This window comes from Klebsiella sp. RHBSTW-00484 (genome assembly GCF_013705725.1).
Lineage (GTDB): Bacteria > Pseudomonadota > Gammaproteobacteria > Enterobacterales > Enterobacteriaceae > Klebsiella.
This window is the reverse complement of sequence record NZ_CP055481.1, coordinates 3,216,632-3,230,461: the sequence shown is the minus strand read 5'-3', so window position 1 is coordinate 3,230,461 and position 13,830 is coordinate 3,216,632. Positions and strand designations below refer to the sequence as shown.

Annotated in this window: 12 protein-coding genes; 7 read left to right on the top strand and 5 right to left on the bottom strand. The window is 54.9% G+C overall.

The genetic code is table 11. The features are described 5' to 3' along the window. Positions 1–15: 15 nt before the first annotated feature. Complete coding sequence (locus HV213_RS15425; RefSeq protein WP_181482367.1) at positions 16–1,608, top strand: ABC transporter substrate-binding protein; 1,593 nt, start codon at positions 16–18, stop codon at positions 1,606–1,608. A gap of 135 nt (positions 1,609–1,743) precedes the next feature. Continuing rightward, entirely contained in the window at positions 1,744–2,412 is a 669-nt protein-coding gene (locus HV213_RS15420) for a DUF3313 domain-containing protein (protein WP_181482366.1), read from the top strand. Between the two features lie 157 nt (positions 2,413–2,569). Here HV213_RS15420 and HV213_RS15415 read toward each other — a convergent pair whose 3' ends face one another. Next, positions 2,570–3,466: a DMT family transporter gene (locus HV213_RS15415; protein WP_181482365.1), complete on the bottom strand. Its 897-nt coding sequence runs from the start codon at positions 3,464–3,466 to the stop codon at positions 2,570–2,572. A 308-nt stretch (positions 3,467–3,774) separates the two neighbouring features. On the opposite strand from HV213_RS15415, the gene HV213_RS15410 reads away from it, so the two are divergent. Next, positions 3,775–4,641: a helix-turn-helix domain-containing protein gene (locus HV213_RS15410; RefSeq protein WP_181482364.1), complete on the top strand. Its 867-nt coding sequence runs from the start codon at positions 3,775–3,777 to the stop codon at positions 4,639–4,641. On the opposite strand, the gene HV213_RS15405 is transcribed toward HV213_RS15410, so the two are convergent. Beyond that, positions 4,621–5,787: a benzoate/H(+) symporter BenE family transporter gene (locus HV213_RS15405; RefSeq protein WP_181482363.1), complete on the bottom strand. Its 1,167-nt coding sequence runs from the start codon at positions 5,785–5,787 to the stop codon at positions 4,621–4,623. The two genes, HV213_RS15410 and HV213_RS15405, sit on opposite strands and share 21 nt — an antisense overlap. Before the next feature lie 200 nt (positions 5,788–5,987). Between HV213_RS15405 and HV213_RS15400 the strand changes: the two genes are divergently transcribed. The 3 genes from HV213_RS15400 (at position 5,988) to HV213_RS15390 (ending at position 9,268) form a co-directional block, all read left to right on the top strand. Then, positions 5,988–6,410, top strand: coding sequence for a GNAT family N-acetyltransferase (locus HV213_RS15400; protein ID WP_181482362.1), 423 nt, complete (start codon positions 5,988–5,990; stop codon positions 6,408–6,410). A gap of 108 nt (positions 6,411–6,518) precedes the next feature. After that, complete coding sequence (locus tag HV213_RS15395; protein WP_181482361.1) at positions 6,519–7,055, top strand: helix-turn-helix domain-containing protein; 537 nt, start codon at positions 6,519–6,521, stop codon at positions 7,053–7,055. 248 nt (positions 7,056–7,303) lie between these two features. Beyond that, the gene (locus tag HV213_RS15390) at positions 7,304–9,268 is read left to right on the top strand and encodes a peptidase U32 family protein (protein WP_181486427.1); all 1,965 of its coding nucleotides are present in this window, start codon (positions 7,304–7,306) and stop codon (positions 9,266–9,268) included. A 58-nt stretch (positions 9,269–9,326) separates the two neighbouring features. Here HV213_RS15390 and HV213_RS15385 read toward each other — a convergent pair whose 3' ends face one another. Genes HV213_RS15385 through HV213_RS15375 form a run of 3 tightly spaced genes read right to left on the bottom strand, consistent with a single transcriptional unit; the run spans position 9,327 to position 11,859 of the window. Next, positions 9,327–9,452: a DUF2474 domain-containing protein gene (locus HV213_RS15385; protein WP_181482360.1), complete on the bottom strand. Its 126-nt coding sequence runs from the start codon at positions 9,450–9,452 to the stop codon at positions 9,327–9,329. Next, positions 9,452–10,462 (bottom strand): cytochrome d ubiquinol oxidase subunit II, encoded by a 1,011-nt coding sequence (gene cydB, locus HV213_RS15380; protein ID WP_181482359.1) that lies wholly within the window; start codon positions 10,460–10,462, stop codon positions 9,452–9,454. Before cydB ends, HV213_RS15385 begins: the two co-directional genes overlap by 1 nt. Further along, positions 10,462–11,859, bottom strand: coding sequence for a cytochrome ubiquinol oxidase subunit I (locus HV213_RS15375; RefSeq protein WP_181482358.1), 1,398 nt, complete (start codon positions 11,857–11,859; stop codon positions 10,462–10,464). The genes cydB and HV213_RS15375 overlap by 1 nt, the downstream gene beginning before the upstream one ends. A gap of 532 nt (positions 11,860–12,391) precedes the next feature. Between HV213_RS15375 and HV213_RS15370 the strand changes: the two genes are divergently transcribed. Further along, on the top strand, positions 12,392–13,804 hold the full coding sequence (locus HV213_RS15370; protein ID WP_181482357.1) for an aminotransferase-like domain-containing protein: 1,413 nt from the start codon (positions 12,392–12,394) through the stop codon (positions 13,802–13,804). The last annotated feature ends 26 nt before the right edge of the window (positions 13,805–13,830 follow it).

Here is a 13,830-nt window from a genome sequence, read left to right as displayed (position 1 = left end):
TAAAAAGGAAAGCATATGCAACGCAGATTCACGACGCTTGCTCTGGCATTAGCCGCGCTGATGGCAAGCTCGGCTATTAGCGCAAAAACACTGGTCTACTGTTCCGAAGGATCGCCGGAAAACTTCAACCCTCAGCTCTACACCTCGGGTACCAGCGTGGATGCCAGCGCGGTGCCTGTCTACAACCGGTTGGTCGATTTTAAGGCCGGAACCACCGAACTGCTGCCGAGCCTGGCAGAAAGCTGGGAGGTCAGCGAAGATGGTAAAGTTTATACTTTCCATTTACGTAAAGGCGTTAAGTTTCAGAGTAATAAATATTTTAAACCGACCCGTGATTTTAATGCCGACGATGTGATTTTCTCTTTTATGCGGCAAAAAGATCCTAACCATCCTTATCACAATGTCTCCAGCGGTAATTACTCCAATTTTGAAAGTCTCGAATTTGGTCAATTAATTACCAATATCGATAAGCCGGATGAATATACGGTTCGCTTTACGCTCGCCCACGCGGAAGCGCCATTTGTTGCCGATCTTGCCTGGTATTTCGCCTCTATTTTATCGGCGGAATATGCCGATTCGATGTTAAAAGCCGGGACGCCGGAGCGGGTGGATATGGACCCGATTGGTACCGGTCCGTTTAAACTCGCCCAGTATCAAAAGGATTCGCGCATTCTTTTCACTGCTTTCCCGGAATACTGGCAGGGGAAGGCCAATATCGACAGGCTGATCTTCAGCATTACTCCGGATGCCTCAGTACGCTATGCCAAGCTTGAGAAGAATGAGTGTCAGGTGATGCCGTTCCCCAATCCGGCTGATTTGCCGAGGATGAAAGAGAACAAAGATATCAATCTGATGAGTAAAGCGGGTCTCAACACCGGCTTCCTGGCATTTAATACCCAGAAAGCACCCCTGGATAATGTCAAAGTTCGTCAGGCCTTAGCCATGGCGATCAATAAACCGGCGATTATCGAAGCGGTATTCCACGGTACCGGTACGGCGGCGAAAAACCTGCTACCGCCCGGTGTGTGGAGCGCGGATAGCAATCTGAAGGATTATGAATACGATCCGCAGAAGGCCAAAGCTCTGCTGGATGAATCGGGGGTTGCAGGTCCGATCACTATCGACCTGTGGGCGATGCCGGTTCAGCGTCCCTATAACCCGAACGCCAAACGTATGGCCGAGATGATTCAGGCCGATTGGGCGAAAATCGGCGTGCAGACCAAAATCACCACCTATGAGTGGGGTGAATACTTGAAGCGCGTTAAAGATGGTGAGCATCAGGCGGCGCTGATGGGCTGGACGACGGCTACTGGCGACCCGGATAACTTCTTTGGCCCGCTATTCACCTGCCAGTCGGCAGACGGCGGTTCTAACTCTGCGAAATGGTGCTATCAACCATTTGACAAGCTGATTACTGAAGCAAAATCGATAACCGATCGCCAAAAACGCGAAGCCTTATATGTTGAGGCGCAGCAAATGATGCACGACCAGATGCCAGCGGTGATGATTGCTCATTCGACTATTTTTGAACCGGTGCGTACAAACGTTTCCGGCTATGAAATAGATCCTTTTGGCAAGCATATTTTTTATCAGGTGGATATAAAATAAATACAATGAGAACCCGCTGGCAACAGCGGGTTTATTTTATCCAGGTACTTGACGTATCACCATTTTTGCCACAAAACTTACCCGTGTAATTTGCTATAACACTTGCCGATAGATTACATTTACAGGGATTAACCTATGCGTACTCAGTTATTTTTTAAGGTCGCCGCGCTTGCTGGCCTGTTAGCGCTAGCCGGCTGCTCATCAAAACTCGCTAAACCCGAACAATATTCCGGTTTTTTAAAAGATTACTCCAGCTTAAAAGAAACGACATCAGCCTCCGGTAAACCGGAACTGCGCTGGATTTCCCCGGATTATAATCCGAGCAATTATGACAACGTTGTTTATAATCCGATCACTTATTACCCGGTACCAAAACCGACGACGCAGGTTGGCGAAAAGGCCTTGGCCGATATCTTAAATTACACCAACAAAGAGATGAAACAGGCTATTTCCGAGCGTAAGCCGCTGGCAACCACCGCAGGTAAACGCAGCCTGATCTTCCGTGGTGCCATCACCGGCGTGGACTCCAGCAAAGAAGGCTTGCAGTTCTATGAAGTGATCCCGGTGGCGATGATTATCGCCGGCACTCAGGCGGCAACAGGCCACCGTACCATGGATACCAACCTGTACTTTGAAGGTGAGCTGATCGATGCGGCAACCAAAAAGCCGGTCATCAAAGTCGTGCGCAAAGGCGAGGGTAAAGATCTCTCCAATGAAAATACGCCGTTAACCGTCGATACCCTGAAGCAGGTTATTGATGATATGGCGATTGACGCGGTTAAATTCGACCCGAATAACCGCTAAGTCAGTTTTATCAATTAAGAAAGGCGCTATGAGTTGATAGCGCCTTTTTAATTACTGGTAGTCAGTCATCGACTGGTGGCTGAACTCGGTTTTTGTAGGTCAGGTAAGGCGCCAGCCGCCACCTGACAAGAATGCAGCACCGGTCGTCCCAATTTACCTATGCCAGCCTGCGGCGCAGGAACCACTGCTCAGGACGAGCAAACATCACCAGATTCCCCAACAGAATTAAACCCAACCCGGCCACGGCGTTGCTGTGCCAGACATACCCTTCATAAAACGTCGAAATCGTCAGTGCAACCAGCGGAAACAGCAGGGTGCTGTAAGCGGCTTTGCTCGCGCCAATTCGGCCCACCAGGGTGAAATAGGCACCGAAGGCGATAACGGAACCAAATAGCGACAGATACAGCAGCGCGCCCATATAGCTTAGCGTCCACTGCGGCGTAAAATTATCACCGCGTACCAGAGCGATCGCGCCCATCACCAGCGTGCCGTAAAGCATGGCCCAGCTGTTGGTGGTTAATGTTTCCAGACCGCGGCGCTGGTGGCGAATGCTGAGCATATTCCCCAGCGAAAAGCCGTAGGTTCCCAGCGCGCTGAGCGCGATGCCGAATAAGAGCGACGCATTCAGGCCGTTGGCCCATAAATCATCCCAGAACAGCGTAACGATACCCGCCAGGCCCAGCGCGGCGGCGAGCCAGAAGCGACCCGGCGGCTGCTGGCGGAAAAAGAGAAAGCTGTTAATGGCGTTAAACAGTACCGCCATGGAGAATATCACCGACTCAAGGCCAGTATTGATATACGCGGCGGCGGTATAGAAGCACCAGAAGTTAAAGCAGAATACGCAGCAGCCCTGCAGCAGGCAGAAGAGATGGTCGCGTGCGGCCAGCGGGCGCAGACGGCGGGTGACCAGAAGAACGGTCAGCATCGTGACGCTGGCCAACGCAAAGCGCCAGAAAATGGACACCGGCGCGGCGACCGGCCCTTGCTGCAAAAAGATAGCAATCCACGTCGTGCCCCAGATAACGACGACTAATCCGTAGAGTAATGCGTTCAAAATGTCTCTCCCGTGAGTGTTGTACCCGTCATTCTGACGCCTTAGGCTACAGCCGCGCTGTCATCAGCTTGTTACTGACTTGCATATTCTTGCGCTTATTTTTGGTTACCGACGGGGGAAGGCTGGTATCTGCCTGCGACTCTTCATAGACTATACCCGTCATACTTCAAGTTGCTTGTGCGTTGGCTACGCTCGTTCGCCCGAATCACTTACTTGAGTAAGCTCATCGGGACTTTCTCACTTGCCGCCTTCCTGCAACTCGAATTATTTAGGGTATAGAGACCGGCGAAATCGGGAATGTTAAGGCTATGGCTTACAGGACTTTTGAAACATTGCGTCAAAAAAAAGCCGTGCTGCGAGAGACGGTAAAGCTTAACTCCGGTATTCAACTGGCGGCCTGGTATAACAATCTCGATACGCTGACGGTGCAAAGCGACCATCATACCCTGAGCTTGTATGTTGCCGATGGTTATGAAAGCTACCAGAAAACCGCTCATGGCTGGAAAAACGGCGGCGGGCCGGATCGTTTCTGTCTGATGCCGAAGGGCGATGAGAGCACCTGGGATATTCGCGGCGACCTTTCGTTTGTTCATATGTACTGCACGGACGAGCATTTGCGCCGGGTTGGCGAGCAGATTTGGGACCGTAGCCCGGCCTCATTCACCTTGCAGGAAAAAACTTTCTCCAGTGATGACAAAATTACCGCCGTCTATCGCCAGTTTCTGCTGGATAACGACTGGCAGCAACAGGCGAACCAACTCACGCTAAGCTCCGCCAGCACGTTGCTACTGACGCATCTTATCCAGAATTACTCCAACGTTCAGTGGCGTTTGCCCACCGTGACCGGCGGGCTGGCACCGCATATCTTGCGCAATACTGTGGCGTGGGTTGAGGAAAACCTGGACCAGCCGCTGACGCTGGCGGATCTGGCCCGGGAAGCGGCGCTGAGTGAATACCATTTTGCGCGGATGTTCCGCCAGTCGATGAAAATGGCACCGCATCAGTACGTCATGCAGCGCCGTATGATCAAAGCGCAGGAGCTCATCTGCCGAAGCGTTCTGCCATTAACTGATATTGCGATGGCCTGTGGTTTCAGCTCCGCCAGTCATTTTAGCAACCGGGTTAAAAGCGCCACCGGCCTGACGCCATCACAGCTACGGGCGGCGCAGCGTTGATAGCAGAACATAGCTGACGCCGCCGAGCACCAGTCCCCAAAAAGCAGATCCAATGCCCGCCAGCGTCACGCCGCTGGCGGTTATCAGGAAAGTCACCGCCGCCGCATCGCGTTCATTTTCATGGTTTAGTGCCTGAAACAGACTGCCGCCAATGGTGCCGAGCAGCGCCAGCCCGGCAAGCATCTGGATCCACGCCATCGGCAGCGCTGCCATCAGCGACGTAATCGAGCCACCAAATATCCCCGCCAGCAGATAAAAAATGCCTGCTGCCGCCGCTGCAAGCCAGCGTTTTTGCGGTTCCGGATGGGCTTCCGGGCTCTGGCAAATGGCGGCGGTAATCGCCGCGATACAGATGGAATACACGCCAAAAGGTGACAGCAGCAGCGCCAGGCCGCCGGTTGCTACTATTAGCGGGCTGGCGGGTACCCGATAGCCCGAAGCCTGAAGCGTGGCGAAGCCGGGGGCGTTTTGTGAAGCCATGGTGACGAGGAAAAAAGGCAAACCGACGCTAAGCAGCAGCGCAGGAGTAAACACCGGAGCAATATAAGAAGGGGCAACAAAACTCAAACTTATCTGTGACGTTGTCACATCTCCGTTTAGCCCGGCTACCGCACCTCCCACTAACAGTGCGGCTACCACGGCAAATCGGGGAAACCAGACTTTGCACAATAGCCAGGCGGCCAGCATACCGCCACACAACAGTAGATTGTCTTGCAAACTAGCGAAAGCCTGCATGCCAAAGCGCAGCAAAATCCCGGCCAGCATCGCCGCCGCCAGCGAATGGGGAATGATCTTCATCAACCGGGCAAAGAGGCCGGTGACGCCGCAAAGTACGATTAAGGCATTGGCAAAAATAAAGACGCCAACCGCCTGCGCCAGCGTGACCCCTTGTAGACCGCTGACCAACAGCGCGGCGCCGGGCGTTGACCAGGCGGTAAGAATCGGGACCTTCCGCCACAAAGTTAGCGCCAGGGTACTGACGCCCATTCCCAAGCCTAATGCGGTCATCCAGCCCGCGATTTGCGTGGCATCGGCTCCCGCGGCAGCGGCGGCCTGCCAGATGATGGCGGCGGAGCTGGCGTAGCCGACTAATACGGCGACAAATCCGGCAAGCAGCGTCGGAAAGGGTACGGTAAATGTGCGCATGAGTATCTCTTGTGCGTTATAGCGGTCGATGTAATTTAACACTGTGCGCTATAGCGTACAACTGGCTTTGTTTCTGGCGATTCATCCAGAGTGTGGAGATCGTGAGGCTGAGACAAGAAACGGTGTTGTTTTATCTTGACAATGCTGAACGCAATTCAATAGATATCACAGTCAATCAATCACAAAGGAAATTGCCCATCATGGTCACGACCAGAACCGCGAATGAGGCCGATGCTCCCGATCTGCTCGCGCTTTTTCAACAGCTCGGCTATTCGGTCGATTTAGACGATCTTCGCGCTTTATTGCGGGAAGATAATCCATACCGCTACACATTAGTTGCTCTGGTAGAAGAACAGCTATCCGGGGTGATTGTGGTCAATCTTCTTGAACCAATGCATGAAAAAGGGCGCTGGGGACTAATTTCAGCACTGGTGATTGACGAATCCTGCCGGGGGGCGGGAGTTGGCCGGATATTGTTGGCTGAAGCTGAACGGATTGCTATTGCCGCCGGTTGTCGCCAAATTGAACTCTCCAGCAGCGAACGGCGGGAGCAGGCGCATAAGTTTTACCAAAATAATGGTTACAGAGAAGTCAGAAAGCGCTTTTTGAAATCTCTTGTTTAATGATTCTGACTCCTAACCTTAAGCGCACGTTCTAACGCTTGCCGCTAAACGCCCTGTAGAATCAGGTGAATATGCGTATAATTCCCTCAGATATTATTGGGAGGTGGAATGAATATTGCGCAACATCTGTCTGCGACCCTAAAAGCGTTGCGCCAACAGCGCGGCTGGAGCCTGTCGCGACTAGCGGAAGAAACCGGCGTATCCAAAGCGATGCTGGGCCAGATTGAACGTAACGAGTCCAGCCCGACGGTCGCCACGTTGTGGAAGATTGCCACTGGCCTGAACGTGCCGTTCTCCGCGTTTATCGTGGCCGATGATACCGCCGCACCGGCCGCATTTGACCCGCAGCAGCAGGCGATGGTGGTGACGCCAATATTTCCCTGGGACCCGGTGCTACGATTTGACCATTTCTCCATTACCCTGGCCCCCGGCGCGCTGAGTGAGTCTACGCCCCATGAGCAAGGGGTTATCGAGCATGTGGTGGTGATTAGCGGCGTGCTGGATCTCTGTTTGCAAGGCGAGTGGTTGTCGTTGCAGCCCGGCGAGGGGCGGCGTTTCGCCGGTGACTTAGCCCATGCTTATCGCAATAGTAGCGTGCAGACTGCCCATTTCCATTCGCTGATCCACTACCCGAAAGAAAAATAAAAAAGCCGCGAGCGAACTCGCAGCCAGGCAAATGACTGAGACAGCAAATCACAACGTGACGAGGAAAATCCGGAATACGTGATAACTGTATCCTCCGGCGCTTTTTCTGGGAAATACCTTTTCCTTCAATGCTTTGCTGAAAACCGAAAATTCCCCCAGCGGCGGCGGCGGAAAATGTTTTAGTCTGCGCGTAGTTCTGACTACAATAGCCGCCATTTCGACCCCCTATAATGGATAACGACGAGCGTATGCGCCTGCAAAACCATCATCTTGAACTTCTCAGCCCTGCCCGCGATACCGCGATCGCTCGTGAAGCGATTTTACACGGTGCCGACGCGGTCTATATCGGCGGACCGGGCTTTGGCGCGCGCCACAACGCCAGCAATAGCCTGAGCGATATCGCCAGCCTGGTGCCTTTCGCCCATCGCTACGGCGCGAAAATATTCGTGACGTTGAACACCATTCTTCATGATGATGAGCTGGAACCGGCGCAGCGCCTGATTACCGACCTGTACGAGACCGGCGTCGACGCGCTGATAGTTCAGGATATGGGGGTGATGGAACTTGATATTCCGCCGATTGAACTGCACGCCAGTACTCAGTGCGACATTCGCAGCGTCGAGAAAGCAAAGTTTCTCTCCGACGTCGGTTTTAGCCAGATTGTTCTCGCTCGCGAGCTGAATCTTCAGCAGATCAAGACCATTTACGATAACACCGACGCGACCATTGAATTTTTTATTCACGGCGCGCTGTGCGTGGCTTATTCCGGCCAGTGCAATATTTCCCATGCGCAAACCGGGCGTAGCGCCAACCGCGGTGACTGCTCGCAGGCTTGTCGCTTACCCTATACCCTGAAAGACGATCAGGGCCGCGTCGTGGCCTACGAAAAGCATCTGCTGTCAATGAAAGATAACGACCAGACCGCCAACCTGGCGGCGCTGATCGATGCGGGCGTGCGCTCCTTCAAGATTGAAGGTCGCTACAAAGATATGAGCTACGTGAAGAACATCACTGCCCATTATCGCCAGATGCTGGATGCGATTATTGAAGATCGCGGTGATCTGGCGCGCGCTTCCGCCGGTCGCACCGAACACTTCTTTGTTCCTTCAACCGATAAAACCTTCCATCGCGGTAGTACCGACTATTTTGTTAACGCGCGTAAAGACGATATCGGCGCGTTTGACTCCCCGAAGTTTATCGGCCTGCCGGTGGGCGAAGTGCTGAAAGTGGGGAAAGATTTTCTCGACGTCGACGTGACCGAGGCGCTGACTAACGGCGATGGTCTGAACGTGATGATCAAACGTGAAATCGTCGGTTTTCGCGCCAATACGGTAGAAAAAACCGGCGAAAACCGCTATCGCGTATGGCCGAATGAAATGCCCGCCGAGATGTACAAAGTGCGCCCGCACCAGCCGTTGAACCGCAACCTCGATCATAACTGGCAGCAGGCGTTGCTGAAAACCTCCAGCGAACGTCGAATCGCGGTGGATATCGAACTGAGCGGCTGGCAGGAACAGCTGGTGTTAACCATGACCAGCGAAGAGGGCGTGAGCGTTACCCACACTCTGGACGGCGAGTTTTCTGAAGCAACTCAGGCCGAGAAAGCGCTGGCGAACCTGCGCGACGGCGTGGCAAAGCTGGGCCAGACGATTTACTACTCGCGCGCTGTGCAGGTTAAGTTGCCGGGGGCGCTGTTTGTGCCGAACAGTCTGCTTAATCAACTGCGTCGTGAAACGGTAGAAATGCTGGATGATGCGCGCCTGAAGGCCGTGGTGCGCGGCAGCCGTAAGCCGGTTTGCGTGCCGCCGCCGGCCTATCCGGAAACGCATCTGTCGTTTCTGGCGAACGTCTACAACCACAAGGCCCGCGAGTTTTATCAGCGCTATGGCGTACAGCTGATTGACGCCGCCTATGAAGCGCATGAAGAGAAGGGCGACGTGCCGGTGATGATCACCAAGCACTGCCTGCGCTTTGCCTTCAACCTGTGTCCGAAACAGGCCAAAGGTTCGATTAAGAGCTGGAAAGCGACGCCGATGCAGCTGATTCATGGTGATGAAGTGCTGACGCTGAAGTTCGATTGCCGCCCGTGTGAAATGCACGTCATTGGCAAGATGAAAAACCATATCCTGAAAATGCCGCTGCCGGGCAGTATCGTTGCGTCCGTTAGCCCGGACGATCTGCTGAAAACCCTGCCGAAGCGCAAGGGGGCCTGATAACGAAAAAGCCCGACGGTTTTGCTGTCGGGCTGAATGAAACGACGTTAGCCTGATATCAAACTTTCAGTCCGGCTGCCGTCATGAGGAGCCTGAACCCCATGCTCACCGCCGCCAGCGCCAGTACGCTGCCGCCCCACAGGGCAATCATCCACAATGTTCTTTTAAGCCATAATCGTTGCATCAGTGGTACCCCTCGCCATGCTGAACTTTGCCGCGAAAAACGTAGTAGCTCCAGAAGGTATAGCCAAGGATCACCGGCAGAATCAGCAGCGCCCCGACCAGCATAAAGCCCTGGCTCTGCGGCGGCGCGGCGGCCTGCCAGAGGGTGATGCCCGGCGGAATAATATACGGCCAGATGCTAATTCCCAGACCGCTAAAGCCGAGGAAAATCAGTCCTAGCGTCAGGACAAAAGGCAGCAGATGGCTGGCGCTATTACGCAGTGTTCGCCATAGCCAGGCGCTTATCGCGGCGACCAGCAGCGGTACCGGCAGCAGGAAGAAAAGGTTAGGCAAGCTGAACCAGCGTTCGGCTATAGCCGGTTGCGCTAGCGGAGTCCAGATGCTGATTGCCGCAATAATGACCAGCAGCGCCAGCAGCAGACCGCGTGCGGCAACGCGCATTTTTCGTTGCAGCGAATTCTCGCTTTTCATCACCAGCCAACTTGCACCCAGCAGCGCATAGGCGATGCACAGACCTAAACCGCAGAACAGGGTAAACGGCGTGAACCAGTCAAACATCCCGCCGCTGAAGCTGCGGCCGCTGACCGCGAAGCCGTTGATCACCGCGCCAACCACTATTCCCTGGGTAAAAGTCGCCAGAATCGAACCGCCCATAAAGGCTCTATCCCAGAACGGACGGTGTGATGGCGTCGCGTTAAAGCGAAATTCAAAGGCGACGCCGCGAAAGATAAGGCCGATCAGCATCAGGGTGAGTGGGATCGCCAGCGCGTCTATAATTACCGCGTAGGCTAGCGGGAAAGCGCCAAACAGCCCCGCGCCGCCGAGCACCAGCCAGGTTTCATTGCCGTCCCATACCGGCGCGACGCTATTTACCATCACGTCGCGGTCTTCACCGTTGTGCACGGCGCTGAATAAAATGCCAATCCCCAGGTCGAAGCCATCCATCACGATGTACATCAGGGTGGCAAAGACGATAATGACAAACCAGATAACCGATAAATCGATACCCATTAGTGGGACTCCTTATGCTGTACACCGTCCGTCGCGGCGGAAAGCGGGCGTGCTGGCGTTCCTGAGGTTGCCGGTTGCGCTTCCTGCGGGCCTTTACGAATCAGGCGCAGCATATAGCTATAGCCGACGCCAAATACCGAGCTGTAAACCACGATAAAGGTCAGCAGGCTGATGGACATATGCAGATCGCCGTGAGCGGAAACGGCATCGGCGGTGCGCTGTACGCCGTAAACAACCCACGGCTGACGGCCCACCTCGGTGGTGACCCAACCTGCCAGAATGGCGATGAGCCCCGACGGTCCCATCCACAACGCAAAGCGCAGAAAGGGTTTTGAGTGATACAGACGACCACGATAGCGCAGCCACAGGGCCAGCGCGCCGAGCACAATCATCAGCATGCCAAGCCCGGCCATCAGGCGGAATGACCAGAAAACAATGGTGGAGTTAGGTCTGTCTTCCGCGGCGAACTCCTTCAGCGCAGGGACCTGTTTATCCAGACTGTGGGTGAGGATCAGGCTACCGAGAGCCGGAATTTCCAGACCGTAGCGAGTGCGTTCCTGCTGCATATCCGGCCAGCCGAACAGCAGTAGCGGGGTCGGCTCTCCGGGAATATTCTCCCAGTGGCCCTCAATCGCGGCAATTTTGGCGGGTTGATGTTTGAGCGTGTTCAGCCCGTGCATATCGCCGATCATCGCCTGAATGGGGGCGACAATCAGCGTCATCCACAGCGCCATAGAGAACATGGCACGCACAGCGGGCGTGTTATTGCCGCGTAGCAGATGCCACGCCGCCGACGCGCCGACGAACAGCGCGCTGCTGAGAAAGGCCGCCACCGACATATGTAGCAGGCGGTAAGGGAACGACGGATTAAAGATAACCGCGAACCAGTCCACCGGCACGACCTGGCCATTGACGATTTCAAACCCCTGCGGCGTTTGCATCCAGCTATTGGAGGCGAGGATCCAGAAGGTGGAGATAATCGTCCCCAGCGCCACCATACAGGTGGCGAAGAAGTGCAGACCAGGGCCGACGCGGTTCCAGCCGAACAGCATCACGCCGAGGAACCCGGCTTCAAGAAAGAAGGCGGTCAGCACTTCGTAAGTCAGCAGCGGACCGGTTATGCTCCCGGCGAACTCTGAAAATCCGCTCCAGTTGGTGCCGAACTGGTAGGCCATCACCAGCCCGGAAACCACGCCCATCCCGAAGTTAACGGCGAAGATTTTCGACCAGAAATGGTACAGCGAGCGCCAGGTTGGGTTTTGGGTTTTTAACCATAGCCCCTCCAGCACCGCCAGGTAGCTGGCCAGGCCGATGGTGATGGCGGGAAAGATAATATGAAATGACACGGTGAAGGCAAACTGGATCCGCGCCAGGTGGAATGCATCAAGACCGAACATGCAGAACTCCGCAACAAAATTGATTCAGCGCAATTCTAGGCTTCACCCAGGTCAGGTTGCAGGAACAGAAACGCTGTTTTTCCCTATAACAGTTAGGTTCTGTTATGAAATTTTGGCAAAACGCAGGATGGATATCTCCCGGCTCGCCGGCCTACAGATTTACTGCCGTCTGCGGATTGGTAGCCAGGGCAAGGCGCGTCAAGCGCCGCCCCGGGGAATGTGCCGGTGCTGATGTATCGGCGCTGCTTCTCCCCGGCTCGCGCTGCGCTTAGCCGGGCTATGGACCTACAGATTTACCGCCGTCTGCGGATTGGTAGCCCGGGCAAGGTGCGTCAAGCGCCGCCCCCGGGAAAAACGCGCAGAGAATTGGTGAATTTCCCGGAGGCGATGCTGCGCATCTGTCCGGGCTACGGATTTACAGCCGCCTCCGGGAATGTGTTGTTTCACTACACACCATAACAGTTTTTATAAACTGCCATTATTTATCATCTGATATATCATTGGTTACAAGAATGATAAACCGGACCCGACGATGAAAAAGTACCAGCAGTTGGCGCAGCAGCTTACCGAACAGATTGCGCTTGGCGTATGGCTACCTGGCGACAGGCTGCCGTCGCTGCGCGAACAGGTGGTGAGCAGCGGGATGAGCTTTATGACCGTCAGCCACGCCTATCAACTGCTGGAAAGTCAGGGACGGATTATCGCCCGCCCGCAGTCCGGCTATTATGTTGCGCCGCAGCCGATCAAACAGCGTCAGCCGGAGCCGCCCGCGCAGGTAACGCGCGATGAAGCGGTGGATATCAACACCTATATTTTTGATGTGCTACAGGCTAGCAGACGAGCGTCGATGCTGCCTTTTGCCTCGGCCTTTCCCGACCCACGGCTGTTTCCCTTGCCGCAGCTTAACCGCTCGCTGGCGCAGGTAAGCAAAACCGCCACCGCCATGAGCGTGATTGAAAACCTGCCGCCGGGTAACGATGAACTGCGTCACGCCATTGCTCGCCGCTATGCGCTGCAGGGAATGAATATCTCTCCGGACGAAATCGTGATTACCGCCGGGGCGCTGGAGGCGTTGAATCTCAGCCTGCAGGCGGTGACGGAACCGGGTGATTGGGTGGTGGTGGAAAACCCTTGTTTCTACGGCGCGCTTCAGGCACTGGAACGGCTGCGCCTGAAGGCGCTGTCGGTGGCGACCGATGTGAAAGAGGGGATTGATCTTGCCGCGCTGGAGCAGGCGTTACAAAACTATCCGGTCAAGGCCTGTTGGCTGATGACCAACGGTCAGAACCCGCTTGGCTTCACGCTCAGCGCGGAGAAAAAAGCGCAGTTGGTCGCTTTGTTGGCGCGCTATAACGTGGTGCTGATTGAAGATGATGTTTACAGCGAACTCTATTTTGGCCGCGAGAAGCCGCTGCCGGCGAAGTACTGGGATCGTGATGATATGACGCTGCATTGCAGCTCATTTTCTAAGTGTCTGGTACCCGGGTTTCGCATCGGCTGGGTGGCGGCGGGCAAACACGCCCGGCGTATTCAGCAATTGCAGCTCATGAGCACGCTCTCCACCAGTTCGCCGATGCAGCTGGCGCTGGTGGATTATCTCTCGACTAAGCGCTACGACGCGCATTTACGGCGGTTGCGTCGACAGCTTGCCGAGCGCAAACAGCTGGCCTGGCAGGCGCTGCTTCGCCATCTTCCCGCCGAAGTTAAAATCCACCACAGCGATAGCGGCTATTTTCTCTGGCTCGAACTGCCCGCCGGAGCCGATGCCGGGGAACTCAGCGCGCGTGCGCTGGCGTATAACATCAGCATCGCCCCGGGAAAAATGTTTTCCACCACCGCCAGCTGGACCTCGTTTTTCCGTTTTAATACCGCATGGGGCTGGGGTGAAAGAGAGGAGCAGGGTGTGAAGCGGCTGGGTGAGCTGATCCGCGAGATGCTGGCGTAACTTTATTTATTTCCAGCCGAATATCC